Annotated in this window: 18 protein-coding genes, 1 pseudogene and 1 riboswitch; of the genes and pseudogenes, 1 reads left to right on the top strand and 18 read right to left on the bottom strand. The window is 42.6% G+C overall.

Annotated elements, in window-relative coordinates:
* Window positions 1–8: 8 nt before the first annotated feature.
* From brxC to ABHC48_RS02635, 16 genes and pseudogenes are all read right to left on the bottom strand, one after another.
* Window positions 9–3557, bottom strand: a complete 3549-nt coding sequence (gene brxC, locus ABHC48_RS02710; RefSeq protein ID WP_195379248.1) for a BREX system P-loop protein BrxC — start codon at window positions 3555–3557, stop codon at window positions 9–11.
* Between the two features lie 13 nt (window positions 3558–3570).
* Window positions 3571–4131, bottom strand: coding sequence for a DUF1788 domain-containing protein (locus ABHC48_RS02705; protein WP_195379247.1), 561 nt, complete (start codon window positions 4129–4131; stop codon window positions 3571–3573).
* Window positions 4132–4142: 11 nt separating this feature from the next.
* A complete protein-coding gene (locus ABHC48_RS02700) occupies window positions 4143–4748 on the bottom strand; it encodes a DUF1819 family protein (RefSeq protein WP_195379246.1) in 606 nt (201 codons plus the stop codon).
* Window positions 4749–4762: 14 nt separating this feature from the next.
* A complete protein-coding gene (locus ABHC48_RS02695; protein ID WP_002578407.1) occupies window positions 4763–4981 on the bottom strand; it encodes a helix-turn-helix transcriptional regulator in 219 nt (72 codons plus the stop codon).
* A 604-nt stretch (window positions 4982–5585) separates the two neighbouring features.
* Window positions 5586–5711, bottom strand: a pseudogene (locus tag ABHC48_RS02690) (helix-turn-helix domain-containing protein); the annotation flags it as partial.
* Window positions 5712–5852: 141 nt separating this feature from the next.
* Window positions 5853–6752, bottom strand: a complete 900-nt coding sequence (locus ABHC48_RS02685; RefSeq protein WP_330656031.1) for an ORF6N domain-containing protein — start codon at window positions 6750–6752, stop codon at window positions 5853–5855.
* Between the two features lie 333 nt (window positions 6753–7085).
* On the bottom strand, window positions 7086–8036 hold the full coding sequence (locus tag ABHC48_RS02680; protein WP_195379245.1) for an acyl-CoA thioester hydrolase/BAAT C-terminal domain-containing protein: 951 nt from the start codon (window positions 8034–8036) through the stop codon (window positions 7086–7088).
* 26 nt (window positions 8037–8062) lie between these two features.
* On the bottom strand, window positions 8063–8863 hold the full coding sequence (locus ABHC48_RS02675) for a class I SAM-dependent methyltransferase (protein ID WP_195379244.1): 801 nt from the start codon (window positions 8861–8863) through the stop codon (window positions 8063–8065).
* Window positions 8864–8879: 16 nt separating this feature from the next.
* Window positions 8880–9521 carry a class I SAM-dependent methyltransferase gene (locus ABHC48_RS02670; protein WP_195379243.1) on the bottom strand — a complete coding sequence of 214 codons (642 nt, stop codon included), beginning with the start codon at window positions 9519–9521 and terminating at the stop codon, window positions 8880–8882.
* 433 nt (window positions 9522–9954) lie between these two features.
* The gene (locus tag ABHC48_RS02665; RefSeq protein WP_118582978.1) at window positions 9955–10542 is read right to left on the bottom strand and encodes a cytidylate kinase-like family protein; all 588 of its coding nucleotides are present in this window, start codon (window positions 10540–10542) and stop codon (window positions 9955–9957) included.
* 13 nt (window positions 10543–10555) lie between these two features.
* Window positions 10556–11923: an MATE family efflux transporter gene (locus tag ABHC48_RS02660; protein ID WP_195379242.1), complete on the bottom strand. Its 1368-nt coding sequence runs from the start codon at window positions 11921–11923 to the stop codon at window positions 10556–10558.
* Window positions 11924–12164: 241 nt separating this feature from the next.
* Complete coding sequence (locus ABHC48_RS02655) at window positions 12165–13379, bottom strand: carboxynorspermidine decarboxylase (RefSeq protein WP_195379241.1); 1215 nt, start codon at window positions 13377–13379, stop codon at window positions 12165–12167.
* Window positions 13379–14638 (bottom strand): saccharopine dehydrogenase family protein, encoded by a 1260-nt coding sequence (locus ABHC48_RS02650; RefSeq protein WP_195379240.1) that lies wholly within the window; start codon window positions 14636–14638, stop codon window positions 13379–13381. Before ABHC48_RS02650 ends, ABHC48_RS02655 begins: the two co-directional genes overlap by 1 nt.
* A 43-nt stretch (window positions 14639–14681) precedes the next feature.
* A complete protein-coding gene (speB, locus tag ABHC48_RS02645) occupies window positions 14682–15539 on the bottom strand; it encodes an agmatinase (RefSeq protein WP_195379239.1) in 858 nt (285 codons plus the stop codon).
* 3 nt (window positions 15540–15542) lie between these two features.
* The gene (gene speE / locus ABHC48_RS02640; RefSeq protein ID WP_195379238.1) at window positions 15543–16397 is read right to left on the bottom strand and encodes a polyamine aminopropyltransferase; all 855 of its coding nucleotides are present in this window, start codon (window positions 16395–16397) and stop codon (window positions 15543–15545) included.
* Window positions 16398–16509: 112 nt separating this feature from the next.
* Entirely contained in the window at window positions 16510–17976 is a 1467-nt protein-coding gene (locus tag ABHC48_RS02635; protein ID WP_148461333.1) for an aminotransferase class V-fold PLP-dependent enzyme, read from the bottom strand.
* Between the two features lie 796 nt (window positions 17977–18772).
* A riboswitch (glycine riboswitch) is annotated at window positions 18773–18882 on the top strand.
* Window positions 18883–18884: 2 nt separating this feature from the next.
* Here ABHC48_RS02635 and ABHC48_RS02630 point away from each other — a divergent pair.
* Entirely contained in the window at window positions 18885–20294 is a 1410-nt protein-coding gene (locus ABHC48_RS02630; RefSeq protein WP_195379237.1) for an alanine/glycine:cation symporter family protein, read from the top strand.
* Between the two features lie 150 nt (window positions 20295–20444).
* On the opposite strand, the gene phoU is transcribed toward ABHC48_RS02630, so the two are convergent.
* A complete protein-coding gene (gene phoU / locus ABHC48_RS02625) occupies window positions 20445–21125 on the bottom strand; it encodes a phosphate signaling complex protein PhoU (protein WP_195379236.1) in 681 nt (226 codons plus the stop codon).
* A gap of 1 nt (window position 21126) precedes the next feature.
* On the bottom strand, window positions 21127–21876 hold the full coding sequence (gene pstB, locus ABHC48_RS02620; protein ID WP_195409365.1) for a phosphate ABC transporter ATP-binding protein PstB: 750 nt from the start codon (window positions 21874–21876) through the stop codon (window positions 21127–21129).
* Window positions 21877–21883 lie beyond the last annotated feature (7 nt).

The raw sequence follows: 21883 nt of genomic DNA, 5'->3' as shown, positions 1-21883 counted from the left end.
TCGTCTCCTTAATTCAGCTTAATTTCGTCGCAATTCTTCAGCAACTGTTTCAGCTGAGAACGAATTTTCTCTACATAATCATCAATATCCGCATCCGTCTGTAAGGTCTTTGCCTGGAATACAACCTGACGGTTATAAGCACGAACAACCTTTTTCTTTGCCGGAGCTGCTTCTTTTCCCGGCTGTGTCGGCTGTACTGGCGGCTTCGGTGCAGGCGGAGCCAGAACAGACTCGATATTGCTGACCGTATCATCCTTGTACTGACACATCGGCAAGAACATAGCATCCAGAAGGGCAAGGCTCTTTAATTCTGCAATTTTCTCCTTGCACTGGCTGAAATATTTGTCTGATTTTTCAATCAAATGTGATGCCTTGGAATCACCGTTTGCGGCAGTGTGGGTTGCTTCCATACACTGACGAACCGTTTCCAGAACCTCAACACGTTTTTCTTCCAGCATCTTGTCATGGGAGGTGCGAACCGTATCCATCAACGGATTCAGTTCACGAATCCGGGTATAGTTGAACTTGCTTCCAGTCTGAACCATCGTAATCAGACGAATGGTATTCAGTGCCTTATGTGCTTCCTCATTTTCTGCAATTCGGTCAAGATCGTCGTACAGAGATTTTTCAAACTGCACTGCCTGGTCGAATACTGTTACCTGGGTTTTGAAGAAGTTTTCAATGCCGTTGCTCATGGCTTCTTTATTGTTGAAAAGAGCATCCTCTTTTTTCAGCACACGCTCAATCAGGGCAATATTGTCTTTCTTCTGAGAAAGTACATCGTCCATCAGATGAATGGCTTCCTGCACCAATCCACGATCCGGGTATTTATGTCCGTCATAACGGGCATCCAAAGAAGCATAGTAATCACGCTGTTCACTGAATTTCTCAGTCACAAAGCGAATCAGACCATCTTCATCATCCGGTACATCCATGATATCGAAATACTCTCGGAGCATCGCTTTTACATCACGCATCATCGTAGCAGAAATGGTTTTACGCTTGCTGATGGAAGTCTTGCCGATCTCACTCTTTTTGCGGAGCATATCTGGCAATTTCGGGTTATCTGGCTGAATGGTATTGCCTGCATACTTGATGGTTACTTTCTGGGAATAAATCAGCTGTGCCGTAACCGCAGCAATATCAATTTCTTTCCATCCATACGGAATTGCACTATATTTGCTTTGTACGTCTGCCATAGATGTCGGCAGTTTTTTCGCATCCTGCATTTCCAGATATTCTTCCATAGCAGAAGCAGCATCACGGTTTGGCTCCATGCCCGGAAGTGCCGTTACCGCACCTGTCAGAATTGCAATAATATCTGCGTCACTTCCTGCATTATCTGTAATCAGGTCGAGCTTGCTATATACATGAGCAACCAGATATTCAAGAGACTGGTCAATCTTGCTTTTGGCATTTCCGGCTTTAATTTCCAGATGTTCGCCGTCTACATAGAACTGCGCCCTTTCAATGGCATTTTGCAATTCGGTCATTGCACTCAGCTCATATTTTCCGGCTTCGTCCTGTTGGTCACTGATGATTTTCTGCACAGTTTTTGGAAGCTGGCTTACATTTCTCTGCTTTACGTACTTGCGAATCTTCATAGCAGATTCCAGAGATTCATAGTAAGGCGTGTCAGCCAGAACCACGATTGCTTCGTTACCTTTGGATTCCGCCATCAGACGGTAATCTGTTTTTTCAATGGCATCAGTAGCCACGGTCAGGAAACGCAGACGCATACCGCCAGTTGCCACACCAACCGTAATGCCGTCCACCATCTGATCGAAAGCAAAGTCATATTTCCCATAACGGAACTTCTTGGTTGTGAAAATATCACCGTAAATCATCTGAGCAATACGCTCCACGATAGAAGCGGTATCCACATTGGTATCCCGGATTTCACGCTGAATGTCCTGTTCCTCATCGGTCAGGAAATTATAAGTATCGCCAGTTCTGCCAATATAGTTCTGGCTCATCAGACGGTCAAGGCATCCACGGACAGCTTCACGCATGATAATCTTATCCACACGAATATCGTCCGCCATAAGGATAACGATATTGTCCAGATTAGAAGGAATATCATCAATATATCGAATCAAGTACAGAAGTTTCAGCACATCCACATCCTGCTGTTCAATGCCATCCACGTTGTCAGCAGCTTTCTGACAACGCTCAATTACTCGGCGAATAGAACCGTCCAGGAAAGTATGTACGGTATCGTAAAAACGGAAGAATGGAACAAGTGCGTATTCATCCTTCTCCTGAATTTTCTGTGCAGCTTCCTGGAAACCGGAAAGCATAGAACGCTCACCACCGGACAGGTGCTTGCCGGAATTTCCATGTTTCCGGATTTCAGCAAATACTTTCTGCATGATGATGAACTGATACGGCACGAATGGGAAGTTCTCTGTAAATTCTCTCGGACCGGAATAACCTTTAATATCCAGAATAGAACCGCTAAAGCTGAACAGGTTACGAAGAACAGAATCATTCTGCTCATAAACACCTTCCAAATCTTCGGTTGCTTCTGGCTTCTTTTTCAAGATACGCTTCTGGATAACTTCATCCACGGAGGAAGAAGATAAGCTCAGTCTTGTCTTGAAACGTGCCTGGATACGAGAGAACTCATCAGCACGAACTTTAATGATTTCATCAATGGCTTCCTGTCCGGTACAGATCACCCAAATCTTACCTTCGCACTCACTTCCGATTTTCTCGGTCAGAGACTGGAGGTTCAAAAGCATATCGGTATCCGTACCAACATACTGACCAACCTCGTCAATCATAAACAGCAGACGGAAGTTTGCAGGTTTAGTATCTACATAGGCTTTCATATCTTCCACAAGCTGTGCAATAGAAATCTCTGTTGCGGTTTTATCATTGAACCACGCCTTGGCATCGTCCTCACTCATATCCAGAACTTTCATCAATGTCGGGATGATGAACTTGCCATTGAAAGCAAAGGCACGGCGCATTTCAAGCCAAGGCTTTCCTTTCTTTTCTTCAAAAACTCTGCGAAACTCCTCAGTTTTTCCCTGCTGGTCAATATAACGCTCCATCATGGCAACTTTCAGATTCTCACCGTAAAATCCCAGATGGTTGTAGAACATTTTGGCAAATACACGAAGAACCGCAGTCTTATCTTTATTGCTGAATCCCTCAATATCAATATTGAACAGAATTGTCTCGGTCTGTCCCTTTGTGGCACGATCAATCAGCATAAAGGTTGCCGGGTCATCCTCAAACTTTTTACGGAAACGCTCCACACTGCGAATGCCTTTTACCTCTTTATTTTCCAAAAGATAGGAAAGCATTTTCAAGAAGTGAGATTTACCACTTCCAAAGAAACCAGAAATCCAAACACCCATATCAGCTGTCGGCTGGTCAAAAGCATCACCGTAATAATTGAAGAACGTAATGAAGTGTTTCTTCAATTCTCTGGTAATGACATATTCATTTAACTCCTGCTCGATTACATCATCAGCAGCCTGATCTACTTTAATTACACCATTGATTTTGCGGTTAATGTCATCCGCAAACATATCTCGAATCATCATGGCTTTATCCCCCTTAATCTATGACACTGAATGCCCGGTAATAATCATTTGGTGTCAAACGATTGAATAGTTTTACATGACGACCATCAAACTCACCCGGATACATAACCAAAATCGGAACATCCGAAAAATACGGTTGCAAGGCTTCCAATAACGTATGGATTCTCATAAACGGGAACACCTCGCCCACACCTGTCAGCATCAGCACATCACCCGGTTCGTGTGGCTCATACTGGATTTTATCAATGAACTCTCCATTGCCGATTGCGGAGTTAAGCTGCTCCAGAAGATAAGCACTTCCGTCAGCTTCTTCCATATCGGGAATCGCATCTGTGATGTCCATATCATCGCAGATAGAGAGAAATGTTTTATATAAATTACAAACGATCAAATGGCAATCTAAGGACTGATCAGTTTCCAGCTGATTCACAAAATGACGGACAACCATTTCATTCTCCGGTTCATAACAGAAGATTCTGATATTCACCTCATTGCTGAGTCCCTTGCCTTCCAGGAACTCCGGTTCCTGAATCAATGCCCGAACTTTGTCCAGGCGTTCTTTTATATCACTCATCAGGCTACCTCCTACGAAAAGCAATTAAACGCTGGCAGTATCGCCGTATCGCCATTGCTTCTGATGGCATTCTCCAAAACAGGATGCAGCCATACTGGATTCAAATGATCTGCCTTGAGATTGTCGAGATATTCTGTTTCGACAAGCACCCTGGCAATGATCTGTTTTAACTTTGTTATTGTAGTATCGCTCCAGGAAGCTACGGTATCATTCTGCTCCTGCAAGCGCATAAAAAATGTATTCAAATCTATCTTACCAAAAGACGTATCTCTTAATCTGTACTTCTCACCAATAACTGTCAGCATAAATTCCCAAACCAGTCGACTCTGCTTCATCAATGCATAAAGACAAATCTGTTTTGCTACATCCGTTGGCTGTGACGCAATCGCAGCAACCAGTGAATCATCTTCCAGTGCATGAAGCCGTTTTATACAAGCTTTTGCCATGCGTGTGATAGATTTTTCCGTTGGGTACTGGAAAAGATTCTGCTCTACAATTTCTTTAACAATTGCATCATCGGAATTTCCTTCTACCATTAGCTTTGCGGTAGAACGCATTTCGTAGAAAAGGAACGGCTCTCTGGTCAAAGATGCAATATAAGGATAAGAATGATCCATGTTCCCGTACCTCCTTACTGCTCCTCTTTTTTATCAGGAACAAATTCCATGATATCTCCCACGTCACAATTCAAAGCAGAACATATCTTTGACAGAATCTCTGTACTTACATTTTCATCTTTTGATAATCGAGACATCGTTGTTGTACTAACTCCTGTCATTGCACGCAAATCTTTCTTCATCATTTCTTTATCAATTAACAATTTCCACAATTTCTTGTAACTAACTGCCATTTTTTCACCTCAATCTTATTTGCTTGAAATATCTGTTCACATGGTATTTATCATCATATCATAAAAATGCGTTTCAAACAATCTAGTCTATCAAAAATCGTAATTCAATTCTGAAATATCGCATTTAAAATCACAAGAAGCACATCTTAATAAGACAAGCTGAAAGTACAAGTGCCACTATATATCCGATTCCACAGAAAAATTTTATCTCGTTTATTTTCTCTGATTGCAATCTTATCCTTTTTTTCAATTTTTGCACTTCCTTCTCAGCTATCTTTCTATTCTGTTCCGCCTGATGCTTTAATGACCGTAATTGTTTTTCTGCTTCTTTTTGTTTTCTATATGCCTCATCAACAGCTTGCACAGATGATTTATTCACCTGTATCTGCAATTTAGAGTTCTGGTCCCGAACGTCTTTTATTTCTTCTTCGAGCAGCTCTTGCTCGCTCCTGCTCTTCAAACCGTTTCTGTTCCTCAAATCGTCGTTGTTCTTCTGAAGCAATTGATTCAGCTTCTGCGTTTCGGACAGTTCGGTTGTCAAACGATGAATTTCGTCGTTTAATTTCCGAATTTCGTCTTGCATTTCGTGATTCTCGAAGAATAGCTCTGGCAAACTTAACATCAGCGATAATAGCCCTTTCGCATTCAATGTCAGATTCTTATTCTTGAAATGATGATTACTCATTACCGTAAAATTCTTAGTTCTCTCTACACGAAAAATCTGTGCCATGCTCCCCACTTCCTTTCCAGACAGAAAAAGACGCAAGCCATATTCTTATGACTCACGCCTTTCTGCATAACTTACTTTTCTATTCTTCTGTTTCTAATTCTAATCTCTGTAAAATATCCCTTACAATACCTGCATCTTCAATCAGATTATTCCAAAGCATTTTTTACCTGCATCCTTCAAAGACGCACCAACATGATATGCTTTCGTTTTATCAAGAATTAAAAATCGATCATGAAATGCTCTTGTGTACTTCACATCCAGTTTAGGATACTGTGCATTAAAGTTATCTACATCTGTTTGAGATAATTTTGTCCGTTGCAGTGTATAAACTGTCACCGCCACATTTTCTTTCTTCTTTGACAAAATATTTAATGTTCCTACATCCACATATCCATCTACCAGAACAATTTCCGTTTCTGCCTTCTGAATCAGTCCTATTAGTAAACTGAACGCATCATATATCTGACCATCAAAAAATATCTTTTGATTAGACTCCTCATGATCTGATATGTACTCAAAAATTTGCTCCAGCTTTTCATCTGTCTTTTTCTGATATTCCAGTTGTTTTAGCTCAACGTTACTAATCCTTTCAAACAAAAGTGCATTGTTGGCTATAAACCGTCGCATTTCTACAAATGCACGCATAATACCTATGCTTACATTAATTGCCACCTCGCTATGCAATACACTGGCCAGCATGGATATTCCCTGCTCTGTAAATACATACGGTAGCGTACGTCTGCCACCTCGTCCATCCTTTTTTTCTGGCTCTTGTATTTTTGAGGTGCCAGATTGGCACTTCAAAGATTCTGTTTCTTCTGTTGTAAGCTGAAAACAAAAATCTTCTGGAAATCGTTTTATATTTCTTTTTACTGCACGATTTAAAGCTTTTGTTTCTACTTGATAAAGCATTGCCAGATCACTATCCACCATAACTTGTTTGTTTCTTACCACATAAATCAGATTTTCAATGTCCGGTGGCATGATTTCAACTATTTGTGTTTCCACTGGTTCCATTTCTTTTACTTTCTGATCCGCCATTCCATCTCCTCTATAACTTGAAATGCCAAACTGGCATTTCAAGTTACTTTACCGCACAATCATTTCTTATGAGTTTCCAAAATCCATGTTCCCATTTTACCCTATTTTTCTCATTCTGCCTACTGCTATTTTTCATACAATAATGAGGTCGCAATCCACGACCTCATCACCTTCATTTAAACATAAATCAATTCCTTGAGAATAATCTCTTCTGCAATCGCTCTGTGCTGGTTGGCTACTCTCACCCATGCCATCTAATCTTTCTCTTTATCCGGCAGTGGTTCTTTTTCTTCTAACTGTTTCAGGATCACTTCTTCCCGTTCTCTAGCTGCTTTATCCACTTTTAAAAGATCTATCTACTCTCTTCCATTTTGCAACAGCATTTCTCACCCGCTGGTCAATATCCAGACGTGCTCTGCGACATTCTTTCGGATGTTTTCTTGCTGCCTGAAATGCCAGTCTCACAAAGAGTCCGGAACCAACCGGAAGCATTGTCTTTAGCATGCTTTCTGGAAAAACAAAATGGGTTCCATGCTCATAAATTACAGACTCTAATCTGCATGTATGCGGATGTTCTTTTATACGCTGCTTCATTCGGCGGATGTATTTTGTAGTATCCCACAACACATCATCTTCCGCACCAATCAGCAATAATGTTCCATTGATTTTTTCAATCTTGATCATCTCGTCTTCTTGGATTGGATGAGCCTTTTCCGAATCGTCAAACAGTTTTCTTGAATTAATCATATCACCGGTTCGCTTTGTTTCTTTTTCAATTACATGCCAGTAATCCGGATGTTTATAGAAAAAAGGCATGTACGGAAGTGGTTCTCCTTTATACGAAAAAAGAGATTCTCCCTCAATCGGCCATTCCTTACAGCCATCTTTTTTGCCCTGCATAAATCCCTGCCAGATAAAGTCACTCGGTGTCAGACCAATCGTCAATGTAATATCTGCAAAATAAGAAGCGGCAGTTAAGGCAAGTGTTCCTGTCGTAGATACCCCGACAATTCCTATCTTCTGATTACCATGCACTTTTAACCAATTGATTGCTTTCTCTATACGTTCCAGCGGATAATTATGATGTCCATAATCCTTTTTCCCAGGTGACATCGTCATCACATTCACACCGAGTTTATGCAACCATTTCACGGATGTACGCGCCAGATAATCCTCTGAATCATCCCCGATCATGGCGATCATCGCACAGTCTGAATCTGATTTGCATTTCCAGTATGCGCCATAAAATCCATCTGTTTCCACATCAAAATGACTTTTCTTCATCTGTATCATCTCCTGCTCGTATAATATCAGCCATGTTTCTCCATAACTATTATTTTATTTGAGATGTTCCGAACGATTGGAAACTTTCCTATCACATGATAAATCGGCATAAGCTCTTTCATTCCTTCAATCAGACTGACTTCCTGTCGAACAGAAAATGCCGGTATGATTCTTTGCAGTTCCTTTCCATTCTTAACTCCCCATGTGAATTTTGCATTGCTCCCCTCTATAGATTTTTCTTTCACATGTTTTACAACAAAAGGGGACATGGTTTCAATCATTACGGTTACCTTCTGGAATGATTTCTCAATAATAGAAAACATTTTTCTAATATCCTTTTCACACAAATACATTGTAAGACCTTCGATTATTAACAGAACATTCTCACCATGATAATCGATATCATCTACATAGGATTCATCCATTGCAGACTTTGCAATCTGATATACCGGACCAGTTTCGGTAAGGAACTGACTCCTTATCTTCATCGTTTCTGACAGATCCACATTGTACCAGTGCAGATATTTTCTCTCCATCCGATAACATCTGGTATCCAGTCCACATGCAATATTTATAACAACTGTATTTGCATGCTTCTCCAGATATTGCTTAACCATCCGGTCTAATACGATTGTTCTAGCAATTACGCCATAATTCATGGCTTTATCCTTATCTGCTTTGGAAAAGTTATAGTCCAGCTTCTCCACAAGTTCTACTGCAATCTCATCCTTGATTTTGGCATTTTGCTTTTTTGTTTCTTTTGCTCTTGCATACAAAGTCTGTACCATCGTTTCCGGCACACCTGTCACATTCACTTTTTCTTTCATTGTCTATTGCCTTCTTCTATTGTTTTCTTACAACGCAATGCATCCTCATACCTTTACGGATTTCAAATTTTTCTACTTTTAATCCTGCTTTCCTACAGCATTTCATGACCACATCTCTTGTCGGAACCCGGACATCTCCGTGTCCACATATATTTGCCAAAGGCATTTCCAGTGTATTCATCAGCCATACCAATACTTTATTGTCACTGGTCACATCTCTCAGAATCAATCTTCCATTTGGGCGAAGACATCTTTTCACACTGTCAAAAAATGCCTGTGGATTTGGATAGTGATGGAAGCTCATAGAACAAATAATTGCATCAAATGAATCGTTTTCAAAAGGAAAATTTTCACAGTCTCCCACAACAAATGTTGCATTTGGAATCTCTTTCTTTTTTGCCTGTTCGATCATCGCAGGAGTCAGATCCAACCCGGTATAATGCCTGTCTGGATATTTTTCTGATAATAAAGAAATCATTGGAGCCGGACCACAGCCTGCATCCAACAATTCTCTAAACGACTCTTTCTCCAGCTCCGCCAGAATATCTGGATAATCCTTCTTACACATTTCGTATATACCCGCATGGTTACTTTCATATCTTCCTGCTGCTTTTGTAAATTCAGCAATCGACAACCTTTTGTATTCTTCGTTTCTCATGCTTTTTCCTCCAATCACTGTGCTGTTTTCGCCTTACATTCACATGTCTTCAGTTTTTTTCACATAACCATTAGAATTTGTAAAGACAGGAAACCAAAAATATTCATTTTCCATAAATCAATATTTTCATAGAAATCTGCCCTCTTTTTCAAGCAAGCAACCAATGTTAGCATTGTCTAACTCATATTTTCTAAAAAACCGTGTGAAAACAAAACTGTAATTCCACACGGTTTCTTTTCTTATGCATCCAGTATATCACCTTTATCTGGTTTATCAAGCAGATTTTGTCATTATGTCTCACATTCAGAAGAATCCATATTTTTCCATCCATAGCGAAAAATAGAAATTGCCATAGAAACCTCACTAACTATTTCGTCTAATATTCCTGCCCTGGAACCAACAGCAATTTGTAGTAAACAGTATACACCTCCTGTTATTTAATACATTCCATAATGATCTTCTCACATCTGTCATATCCAAGCTGTGAACTGTTCAGGCACAACGTATAATTACTGGCCTTTCCCCATTTATGCTCCGTGTAAAAGTTATAATTTGTCATACGTCTTTTATCTGTGTCTGCCATCATTTTCACAGCTTTCTTCTCATCTACATTATATAATCGAATGATCCGCTGTGTTTTCTCCGGCATATTTCCATGAATAAATACATTCAGCACATCATCACGGTCTTTCAGGATATAGTCCGCATTTCTTCCAATGATCACGCAAGGGGCCTTCTCGGCTAGTTCTAAAATAACTTTTCTCTGCGCCTCATGTACCATATCCTCCACAGATCTTCCTGTGATGTCACGTCCGGCAAGTGCATATGCAAACATCCCTTTTTTCGGAGATAATTCTGCATTTTCCTGAATGTATTCTGGCGATAATCCGGACTTTTCTGCAATTTCATTAATAACATTTTTATCATAATAAGCAATTCCCAGCTTCTTCGCGACTTCTTCTCCGATAAAACGTCCACCGCTTCCAAATTCTCTGCTGATTGTAATGATTCTTTTTGCCATTTCCAGTTCCTCCTTAACGCAAAGCATCAACTTTGTTTTTTCTGATTCTCTTTAAAAATACATAGCCCACCAGGCATGCAATTACTTCTGTAATCGGAAATGCCCACCAGATCAGGGAAACGCCCACCTGACCATTTCTTACAAACAGGGAAAAGATTCCTGCCAGCGGCAGGATGATAATAAGCTGTCTCAAAAGTGAAATAACCAATGATTCCACACCACCGTCCAGTGCCTGATAAATACCCTGATAAGCAACATTGATTCCGGCAAACAGGAAGCTTACCGAGATCACTCTCATCGCGCCGATAAAATATTCTCTGGACTGTCCTGCATTAAACAGCGTTGCAAATGCTCCAGGGAAAATCTCCGTAATTGCAATTCCTATAATCATTAATGCAACGGTATAAATAAGTCCATATTTAATACCATCCTGAATTCTCTTTTTACTTCTCATTCCATAAGCAAATGCAATGATCGGAGTGATCGCATCTCGCAGACCAAATGCAAGGAAGAGAACAAACTGCTGCACCTTATAGAACAATCCATAAGCTGTCTGTGCTGACGGATTGAACTTCAGGATCAGATTCATCACATAAACCATAATAGACATCAGTGCCTGAGCGATAATCGCCGGAAGTCCGATCGCATAGATTTCCTTGATAATTCCGCCGTCCGGCTTCATGTATTTTGCCCCATGCTCAAATTCCTTATTTAATTTGATATGAAAGATAAGCAGTAATACTGCGGATGCTACCTGTCCAATTACAGTTGCGTAGGCTGCACCTTTCACTCCCATTTCCGGACAAGGTCCAATACCATAGATCATGATCGGATCAAGAATGATATTTACAACTGCTCCAACCACCTGACCGATTGTAGAATAAAGAGAGCGTCCTGTAGCCTGTAACAGCTTTTCAAATAAGGAAAAGAAGATGATTCCAAAAGAAATCACACAACATATCCGCAGATAACTGACTCCCATCTCAAGTACTTCCGCATCTACTGTCTGAGATGAAATATATGCTCTCACTCCAAAGATGCCAAACAATAAACAAACCACATAAATGATCACACCCAAAAACAGACTGTTTCCTGCTACCTTCGCAGCTTTTTTACGGTTTCCCTGTCCCAGTGTTCTTGCAAGAAGTGCATTGGTTCCTACACCTGTTCCAATTCCTACTGCCACCATAAGCATCTGAACCGGGAATACCAAAGTCAGTGCATTTAGTGCTGATTCACTGCCCACTCTCATATTTCCTACAAATGCGCTGTCTACAATGTTATAGACTGCCTGCAATGCCATGGATAAGATCATCGGAATTCCCATCTGGACCATCAGCTTATTCACCGGCATCTCCTTCATCTTGTTGCTTTCCGCCATTTTGCTTTAACTCCTCTCTTTTTTTCTGCACAAAAAAAGTGCGCACTCTGTCATATAAGCTGGACTTACGCTGACAGGCTACACACTTTTTCATGGCGATATTATTCATTTTTAGCAAAATAAAAAACGAGCAGCTTGTAAACTGGATTTACGCTTACCTGCTACTCGTTTGATTTAATTATATTGCCTGTTTTTCAAAAAGTCAAACAGATTTTTTATGATCACCTGCGATTTTTTATGATCACCTGCGGTGTCCAAGTCTGCCTTTAAAATCCTCGTAACCGAAATCCGTCAGACGTTCCATGGTTTTATCACCATGCCGCAGCCAGATATCAGGAAGGGGCATTCCGTTAAAGGTATTGTTTTTGCAGGTTGTATATATGGCCATATCGCCAAACATGAGAAGATCTCCGTATGCCAAAGGCTTTTGGAAGCTGTAATCTCCTATAACATCCCCGGACAGACAGGTTGGTCCTCCAAGACGGACTGTAACGACATTCTCTTCTGGCTCCCCTGCTCCAAGAAGTGGCGGACGGTAAGGCATTTCCAGAACGTCCGGCATATGACATGCAGCACTTCCATCCAAAATTGCAAGCCGGGTATCACCATTTTGCAGCACATCCAGCACAGTTGTCAGAAAGAAACCGGCATTTAAAGCCCATGCCTCTCCAGGCTCCAGGTAAATATCCACCTTCCATTCTTCCTTTGCCGCCTCAATGCACTTTTCAAGCCGTGCAATATCATAACCTGGTCTTGTAATATGATGTCCTCCTCCCAGGTTCAGCCATTTTACCTTAGAAATCAGATCTCCGAATTTCACCTTTACCGCTGCAAGAGTAGTTTCCAGATCAGAGGAATCCTGCTCGCAAAGGGTGTGAAAGTGAATACCATCCAATAATCCGGTCAGATCCGGATGCATTTTCACAGCAGCCTCCCACTGTGCTCTCGTGGTACCCATACGGCTGCCTGGGGCACAGGGATCATAAATTGCATGTCCTTCCTGGGTAGAGCATTCCGGATTGATCCTGAGCCCTACACTTTTCCCGGCCTGCTTCGCTCTTTTTCCAAATCGAAGAAGCTGGGAGGGTGAGTTAAACACTATATGATCTGCAAAGCAAAGCAGCTCCTCAAATTCATCCTCACGGTATCCGGCACAAAAAACATGTACCTCTTTTCCTGGCATCTCCTGGGCGCCAAGCCTTGCTTCGTACAGTCCACTTGCTTCTGTTCCAGCCAGATATGGCTCCAAAAGGTGATAGCAGTCATAATTGCTGAAAGCCTTCTGCGCCAGGAGCATTTTACATCCAGTTCTTTCGGCGATCTTTCCCATTAATTCTGCATTTTTTATAAGCGCTGTTTCGTCAAGAACATAACAAGGCGTCTTGATTTTCCGGAATTCCAGCGGAATAATTCCGCCGGATGCTGCAAAGGGTGGTCTTGTATCTGTTTTTTCCATTAATCAACCAGCTCCGGATTATGATTTTCACTGCGTGGAAGTCCGTATTTGTCAAGTGCCTCCAGGAATGGATCCGGGTCAAATTCTTCTACTGTATACACTCCTGGACGAATCCATTTTCCGGTAAGCATCATTAATGCCCCACACATGGCTGGAACGCCTGTCGTGTAGCTGATTGCCTGGCTTCCAACCTCCTTATAGCATTCCTGATGGTCACAAACATTATAGATATAGTAGGTTTTCTCCTGTCCATCCTTTACTCCGGTGAAAATACAGCCAATATTGGTTTTACCTTTGGTACGGGGACCAAGGCTTGCCGGATCCGGAAGAAGAGCCTTCAAAAACTGGATGGGAACAATTTCCTGTCCGTTATAGTTGATCGGAGTAGTAGAAAGCATTCCCACATCCTCCAGACAGCGCATGTGATCCAGATAGCTCTGTCCAAAAGTCATAAAGAAACGAATTCTCTTTACTCCCGGAATTGTCTGGGCAAGGGACTCGATTTCCTCGTGATGAAGAAGATACATATCCTTATCGCCAACCTGGTCAAAATCATATTCCCGCTTAATGGCCATCGGAGGAATTTCCACCCAATGTCCATTCTCCCAGTAGCTTCCAGGAGCACTTACCTCACGAAGGTTGATCTCCGGGTTAAAGTTGGTTGCAAATGCATATCCATGGTCTCCTCCGTTGCAGTCCAGAATATCAATGGTATCAATCTGGTCAAACTCATGCTTTAATGCATATGCACAATATGCCTGTGTAACGCCCGGGTCAAAGCCGCAGCCAAGAAGAGCAGTAAGTCCTGCCTCTTCAAATTTCTTCCGGTATGCCCACTGCCAGGAATAATCAAAATATGCGGAAAATCCAGCTTCCTTACAGCGTTTTTCGTAAATAGCCCGCCATTCCGGATCATCGGTATCTTCGGGCTCATAATTTGCCGTATCCATATAGTTTACACCACATGCCAGACAGGCATCCATAATCGTCAGATCCTGATAAGGAAGTGCAATGTTCATTACCAGATCCGGTTTGTAACTATTGATCAGCTGGATCAGCTGGTTTACATCATCTGCATCTACCTTTGCCGTGGTAATAACTGTTTTTGTTTTTCCCTCCAGCTTCCGGGCAAGGGCATCACATTTTTCTTTTGTCCTGCTTGCAATACACAGTTCTGTAAATACCTCATCTGCCTGACAACATTTCTGGATTGCTACACTGGCTACTCCGCCGCAGCCGATTACAAGTACTCTGCTCATGTTTTTTATCTCCTTTTTTTATATTTCACTATCGCAGCTGTTTTTATTTCGCCACTGCCAGCAGCAGTTCCCTGACTACCTTACATGCTGTGGCTGTGGAAACACCGCTTGGATCCAGCATAGGTGCCAGCTCATTGACATCTGCTCCCACAATATTTAATTCTGATACTTTCCGGATAGCAGCAAGAAGCTCAAGGAAGCTTACGCCTCCCGCCTCCGGTGTACCTGTTCCCGGAAATACGGATGGATCCAGGCAATCCAGATCAATGGTAAAATATACCGGAACCTGCTTCCTGTCCAATTCCTGTACGGTCTCTTCCAAGCCTTCAAAGGTAAAGGGATGAAAATCTGTATGCTCCTTTGCAAACCGGAATTCTTCTCTTTCCCCACTTCGGATGCAAAACTGATGGATCCGTCCATCTCCCAGAATATCATGACATCTGCGGATGACACACGCATGGCTTAAGCGGGCACCAAGATAATCATCCCTCAAATCCGCGTGGGCATCAAAATGAATAATATGAAGTCCTGGATACTTTCTGGCTGCGGCTCTTACAGCCGCTAGCGTCACCAGATGCTCGCCGCCTAAAAGCAAGGGTATCTTTCCTGCTTCCAGAATTTCCCAGGCACGATTCTGTATATCAGCAAGTGCCATTTCACTGCTGCCGAAGCAAAGCTCCAGATCTCCACTGTCAAATACCTGAATATCTGTAAGGTCGCGGTCCTGATAAGGACTGTAGGTTTCCAGTCCAAAGCTTTCATGACGAATGGCAGAAGGGCCGAACCTGGCTCCAGGGCGAAAGCTTGTGGTAGAATCAAAGGGCGCTCCGTAAAGGACAATCCCTGCTTCCTCAAAGCTGCTGTCACAGCCGATAAAATTCTCAATATTTGGTAAAATCATAAATCAGTCCTCCACCTCCTGAAGCATTTCCTCCAGAAAAGCCGGAAGATAAAATGCACCTCTGTGAAGCCTTGTGGTATAGTAACGGGTGCGAAGATTCAGGGCGTTCCATGCCTCCGTATCCAGATCATCCACCGGATGGTACTTTTTGCTTGCAAAACCAAACAGCCAGTAGCCGGCAGCAAAGGTAGGAATATGTGCCTGGTAAACACGACTGATCTGGAACGTACTTGCAATTCTTTTGTGACTGCGCTGCATGGCGTGGGCATCCTCAGAATAAAAAGGACTTCCCTGCTGATTGACCATGATTCCATCCTCTTTCAGCGCATTATAACAGTTTCCATAAAATTCACGGGTAAACAAGCCTTCCGAAGGACCAAAAGGATCGGAAGAATCCACGATGATAAGGTCATATTTATTTTCACAGCGTCGGATAAATTTCAACGCATTTTCATAATGAAGATGCACTCTCCTGTCATCAAGCCTGCAGGCATTTCCCGGAAGATAGGCACGGCAGGCTTCCACTACCATGGGATCCATCTCTACCAGATCAATATGGCGGACACGGTCATATCTGGTCAGTTCACGTACAACTCCACCGTCTCCTGCTCCGATCACAAGAATATCCCTGGCTTCTTTGTGGACAGCCATAGGTACATGGGTAATCATTTCGTCATAAATAAATTCGTCACGTTCCGTGAGCATTACATTGCCATCCAGTGTAAGAACCCTGCCAAATTCCGGTGTCTCAAAAATATCAATTCGCTGATAGTCGCTCTGCCTTGAGTAGAGCTGACGGTTTACCCGGATACTATGCTTCACATCCGGTGTATGAAATTCCGAAAACCACATTTCCATTTTCTTTACCTCCCTGCCAGAGTGTGTTTTAAAATTATTTCCGCAAAATGTGTGTCACAATTTGCAGACAGCCTTTTTCAAACAGTTACTGTTCACTCCGTTCACAGTAACTTCAAACATGCTCCAGCACATTTAACCGTAATATATCCGGATCTTCCGGACCTGTCATGTTACATCCTTTTGCCTTGGCATATTCAATATAATCCAGGATTTCCGGGGTGATCCGCTCTCCTGGAGCCAGAATTGGAATTCCCGGGGGATAACACATTACAAATTCACTGCATACCTTTCCTTCCGTTTCCCGGAGAGGAAGGCTGCATTTTTCTGCATAAAACGCTTCCTGAGGGCTTGTTACTACCTGGGGATCAATATATTCCTGATCCAGCAATCCTGATTTATCCTTCTGGAAACGTCTGCGGATTTCCGCAAGGGCACTTACCAGCCGCTCTACTTCCTGGGCACGGTCTCCAATTGACAGATAAGCCAGAATATTTCCGATATCACCAAATTCGATCTGAATATCATATTCATCTCTCAGAATGTCGTAAACCTCAATTCCTGCAAGTCCGATATCCAGGGTATGTACACTTAATTTCGTAATGTCAAAATCAAAAACCGAATCTCCATTCACCAGTTCTTTTCCAAATGCGTAATAGCCGCCAATGGCGTTAATCTCTTCCCTTGCATATTCTGCCATATCTGCTACCTGATGAAAAATCTGACGTCCGCGCTGTGCAAGATTCCGCCGGGAAATGTCAAGACTTGACATCAGAAGATAGCTTCCAGAGGTAGTCTGGGTCAGGTTGATAATCTGACGGACATATCCGGCATGGACGTCAGGTCCAGTCAGAAGAAGGCTGGACTGGGTCAGGCTTCCACCGCTTTTATGCATGGATACAGATGCCATATCTGCACCAGCTGCCATTGCCGAAACCGGCAGACCTCCTCCAAAATAAAAATGAGTCCCATGGGCTTCATCTGCCAGACACAGCATTCCTGCTTCATGAGCCATCCGCACAATTGCACGAAGATCACTGCAAATTCCATAATAGGTAGGATTGTTTACCAGCACAGCCACTGCATTTGGATGCTCCTTAATTGCCTTTGCCACCTGTTCACGGCGCATTCCAAGAGAGATTCCAAGTCTCTGATCTACTTCCGGATTCACATAAACCGGAATTGCTCCGCACAGAACCAGCGCATTCAGCACACTTCTGTGAACATTGCGGGGAAGAATGATCTCGTCTCCCCTCTTACAGGCTGTTAACACCATGGTCTGTACGGAGCTTGTAGTTCCGCCAACCATGAGAAAGGCGTGAGCTGCTCCAAAAGCATCTGCTGCCAGTTCTTCTGCCTCCCGGATCACAGATACAGGATGACAGAGATTATCAAGCGGCTTCATGCTGTTTACATCCACGCCTACACATTTCTGCCCCAGAAACTCAGTAAGCTCCGGATTTCCTCTTCCTCTTTTATGTCCTGGCACATCGAAGGGTACCACCCTCATGCGCCGGAAATTTTCCAGAGCCTCGTGAATTGGTGCACGATTCTGGTCCAGTTTAAAACGAGTTCTGTTCATTGCGTCTCCATTTCCAGTTCCTTTGTCTGTATAAAGAATCCTGTTTGCAGGATTCTTCGCCTGCAAAGGGGCGTCTCCAGCGCCATCTGCTCTTCCGCTGCAGTGGAATCCTACCCGGCAGAGCTTTTTATATAATAGGAAATTCCAACGGGATTTTCTATTACACAAAAAAAGCAGGCTGCCTTAAAACCGCAAACCTGCTTGGATCATTCTTCCCGATTCTATCTCCATTGACTTATAATAAATATAGGAATCCTCGTATTTACATAAAATAGAAATCCGGATGATATATGTCAGAGTCTATATAGCAATCATACTTTTACTACTCTTATTGACCGTTTCACAAGTCTGCGCATCAGGCGCATAGTGGTTATCAAAGGAACCAACTTATAAAATTTGAGCTTCTAACTCAATCAATAAGGCAACCAAAGTTACCATCAGCGGCAGTGGACCCGGCTGTCCGTATGGCCTTAACCCCAAATGGAGTGATCCAAAATAATTGCTTTGAAAAGACTCTTTCTTTGTCTTTCAAAATCTTCATAAGCATAGCACATATGAAAATGCATGTCAACTGTTTCATTTTATGATACCAGCAGATTGCGGAAATGATTTTCCAAACGCGCTCCTGTGCTGCAATGAAGGAAAGGCAAATATTTTTCTTGTCAAAACAAAATATTTTTCTAACATTTTCATTGAAATTTATGATCGTATATGATATTCTGTGTATTAGTGTGTTTCTACACAGTACGAATGACCGTCATGCTCGTACATTTTATAGAAAATGTATAAGCAGGTTTTTCGTAACTCAGGAGAGTCTCTTCAAAAAAATTTATGGAAGAGCGCCGAAGGTGTACGCAGCATTTGTAATGCTGTTAATCTCTCAGGCAAAAGGATGGAGGAAAGAGAACATGTTTACACAAATCAACAACTTTATCACCTGGTTTGACGGAGTAGTCTGGGGACTTCCGTTAATCATTCTGATCCTGATCACAGGATTCCTTTTAACCGTTCGGTTAGGCTTTTTACAGGTAAGACATCTGGGAAAAGCACTGAAATTCATGGTAAAAAATGAAGAAGGCGGCGAAGGTGAAGTCACAAGCTTTGGTGCGCTCTGCACAGCTTTGTCCGCAACTATCGGAACCGGTAACATCGTAGGTGTTGCCACTGCTATTGCTGCCGGCGGACCCGGAGCCCTGTTTTGGATGATCGTTGCTGCATTCTTCGGAATGGCAACCAAATATGCAGAAGGACTTCTGGCCATCAAATACCGTACCATCGACAAGGACGGACACGTTCTTGGCGGACCATTTTATTATATTGAGAATGGTATGGGAAAACAGTGGAGATGGCTTGCGAAAATTTTTGCATTCTTTGGAGCCGGAGTCGGTCTTTTCGGAATTGGTACCTTTACTCAGGTAAACGGTATTGCTTCTGCAGTAAAGAACTTCTTTGACCCGGATACCGTACACACCGTTTCCCTTTTTGGAAATACATACTCCTGGGCAACTGTAATCGCCTGCTTGATTCTTACCTTATGTGTAGGACTTGTAGTTCTTGGCGGTATTCAGCGTATTGCAAAGGTTTCCCAGATCATCGTTCCATTTATGGCGGTTCTTTATGTTGCTCTTGCACTGATCATTGTGATCACAAATATTACCGCAGTTCCTGGTGCCATCGCTACAATTGTAAAAACAGCCTTCAACGGAAGTGCCCTTGCAGGCGGTGCCATAGGAACCATGGTTGTGGCAATGCAGAAAGGTATTGCCCGCGGTATTTTCTCAAACGAGTCTGGTCTTGGTAGTGCTCCGATTGCTGCAGCTGCCGCTCAGACAAAGGAACCGGTTCGTCAGGGACTTGTTTCCATGACCGGTACTTTTATTGATACCATTGTAATCTGTACCATGACAGGTCTTTCCATTGTCATTACCGAAACCTGGAATACAGGACTTGAGGGTGTTGCGATTACTACCGCAGCTTTCCAGAAAGGACTTCCCTTCCCTGCACAGTTTGCCTCCTTTGCTCTTATGCTGTGCCTGGTATTCTTCGCATTCACAACCATCCTTGGATGGGATTATTACGGTGAGCGCTGCCTGGAATACCTTTTCAACCGCAACATGACTGCAGTAAAGACTTACCGCTGGTTATATATCATCTGCGTCTTCTTCGGACCGTACATGACTGTTGCTGCTGTCTGGAACATTGCAGATATCTTCAATGCCTTGATGGCCTTCCCGAACCTGATTGCGCTGCTTGCTTTAAGCGGTGTAGTCGTAAAGGAAACAATGGATTTCTTTAAAAAACATAAAAATTACGAATAAAATAAAAGTAAAGAAAGAATTCCTCTCCTGAAAAACATAGAGCCTTGTCTGATACGATGCTTTTAGCCAGTCAGACAAGGTTCTTTTATATGTAACTTTCCTGCCAAAAAGAGGCAAAACATGTTTGCCCCTGTCTTTGTTCCAATCCTTTTATAAGGAATCCGGATTAAACAGATCGCTGATGCTGTCTCCGTTTCTGTGGATTCCGTCTACAGAAAACTCTGCCCACTCTCCGATGTTGGTGGCGTGGTCACCGATTCGCTCATAGTATTTGGAGATCATCAGAAGATCAAGAACCTCGTCACTGGAAAAGTCCATGGTGTTCTGGTCCAACGCATTTCTTACTTTATCGAAAAGATTATCCAGAACATTATCACTGCTGATCACCTTTTTTGCCAGGTCACTTTTTCCCTCTACATAAGCGGTAACACTGTCATTTACCATATGCATGGCATAATCTGCCATTTCCTGAAGCGGGATGGCTGTTACTGGTATATGAACGCTGCCTGTGTTCAGAATCTCCGCAATATCAGTAGCCTGGTCGCCGATTCGCTCCATATCTGTTACCATCTTAAGTGCTGCGGAAATTTTGCGAAGATCAGTACCAACCGGCTGCTGTTTCAGAAGAAGCTGCATGCAAAGAGCCTCAATATTATGCTCTTTGTCGTCAATCTCCTTCTCAATTCTTCCAATCTCCTTTGTGGCAGCCTCACGGACCTCCACGCTTGCCAGAAGCTGACAGGTCTTCATGATGGCCTGACCGCACAGATTTCCCATTTCCAGGACCTCATCTGAAAGCCTGGAGAGCTTTGCGGTATACACATCTCTCATATCAACCAAACCTCCCTGTAATATACTCTTCTGTTTTCTTGTTCTGTGGTCTGGAAAACAGTTCTGTAGTATCGTTATATTCAATAATCTCACCCAGCAGGAAAAATGCAGTCTTGTCAGAAATACGAGCTGCCTGCTGCATGTTGTGAGTTACGATCACGATGGTGTAACGGTCTTTTAATTCCAACGCCAGATCCTCAATGTGAGATGTGGAAATTGGATCAAGTGCAGAGGTAGGCTCATCCATAAGAAGTACCTCCGGCTCTACTGCAAGAGCTCTTGCAATGCAAAGTCTCTGCTGCTGTCCGCCAGACATACCCAGGGCGCTCTTTTTCAACCGGTCCTTTACCTCATCCCAGATAGAAGCATTTCGAAGAGCACGCTCTACGATATCGTCCAGTTTTTCCTTGGAATGAATTCCATGAGTACGAGGTCCATATGCAATATTATCATAAATGCTCATTGGAAAAGGATTTGGTTTCTGGAAAACCATTCCCACACGTTTTCTCAACAGGTTTACATCGATATCTCCGTAAATATCCTCTCCATCCAGACGGATATCCCCTGTGATTTTACATCCTTCTACCAGATCATTCATTCTGTTTAAGGATTTCAGCAAAGTGGATTTTCCGCAGCCACTAGGGCCGATAAAAGCGGTGATTTTCTTCTCCGGGATATCCAGATTGATATTTTTTAAGGCATGGAAGCTGCCATAATACAGATCCATGTTTTTTACATCTATTTTACCCATATTCTCC

The organism is Ruminococcus sp. 1001136sp1, assembly GCF_039841815.1.
Taxonomy (GTDB): domain Bacteria; phylum Bacillota; class Clostridia; order Lachnospirales; family Lachnospiraceae; genus Blautia_A; species Blautia_A faecis.
Note: the sequence above shows the minus strand (reverse complement) of the source record. Positions and strands in the feature narration are given on the sequence as shown.

Coding starts and splice junctions, on each gene's coding strand:
- brxC (WP_195379248.1), bottom strand. CDS start 3,557: ATGATGATTCGAGATATGTTTGCGGATGACATTAACCGCAAAATCAAT.
- ABHC48_RS02675 (WP_195379244.1), bottom strand. CDS start 8,863: ATGAAAGAAAAAGTGAATGTGACAGGTGTGCCGGAAACGATGGTACAG.
- ABHC48_RS02655 (WP_195379241.1), bottom strand. CDS start 13,379: ATGGAAAAAACAGATACAAGACCACCCTTTGCAGCATCCGGCGGAATT.
- phoU (WP_195379236.1), bottom strand. CDS start 21,125: ATGAGAGATGTGTATACCGCAAAGCTCTCCAGGCTTTCAGATGAGGTC.
- ABHC48_RS02650 (WP_195379240.1), bottom strand. CDS start 14,638: ATGAGCAGAGTACTTGTAATCGGCTGCGGCGGAGTAGCCAGTGTAGCA.
- ABHC48_RS02695 (WP_002578407.1), bottom strand. CDS start 4,981: ATGGCAGTTAGTTACAAGAAATTGTGGAAATTGTTAATTGATAAAGAA.
- ABHC48_RS02630 (WP_195379237.1), top strand. CDS start 18,885: ATGTTTACACAAATCAACAACTTTATCACCTGGTTTGACGGAGTAGTC.
- ABHC48_RS02685 (WP_330656031.1), bottom strand. CDS start 6,752: ATGGCGGATCAGAAAGTAAAAGAAATGGAACCAGTGGAAACACAAATA.
- speE (WP_195379238.1), bottom strand. CDS start 16,397: ATGGAAATGTGGTTTTCGGAATTTCATACACCGGATGTGAAGCATAGT.
- ABHC48_RS02700 (WP_195379246.1), bottom strand. CDS start 4,748: ATGGATCATTCTTATCCTTATATTGCATCTTTGACCAGAGAGCCGTTC.
- speB (WP_195379239.1), bottom strand. CDS start 15,539: ATGATTTTACCAAATATTGAGAATTTTATCGGCTGTGACAGCAGCTTT.
- ABHC48_RS02660 (WP_195379242.1), bottom strand. CDS start 11,923: ATGGCGGAAAGCAACAAGATGAAGGAGATGCCGGTGAATAAGCTGATG.
- pstB (WP_195409365.1), bottom strand. CDS start 21,876: ATGGGTAAAATAGATGTAAAAAACATGGATCTGTATTATGGCAGCTTC.
- ABHC48_RS02670 (WP_195379243.1), bottom strand. CDS start 9,521: ATGAGAAACGAAGAATACAAAAGGTTGTCGATTGCTGAATTTACAAAA.
- ABHC48_RS02680 (WP_195379245.1), bottom strand. CDS start 8,036: ATGAAGAAAAGTCATTTTGATGTGGAAACAGATGGATTTTATGGCGCA.
- ABHC48_RS02705 (WP_195379247.1), bottom strand. CDS start 4,131: ATGAGTGATATAAAAGAACGCCTGGACAAAGTTCGGGCATTGATTCAG.
- ABHC48_RS02665 (WP_118582978.1), bottom strand. CDS start 10,542: ATGGCAAAAAGAATCATTACAATCAGCAGAGAATTTGGAAGCGGTGGA.
- ABHC48_RS02635 (WP_148461333.1), bottom strand. CDS start 17,976: ATGAACAGAACTCGTTTTAAACTGGACCAGAATCGTGCACCAATTCAC.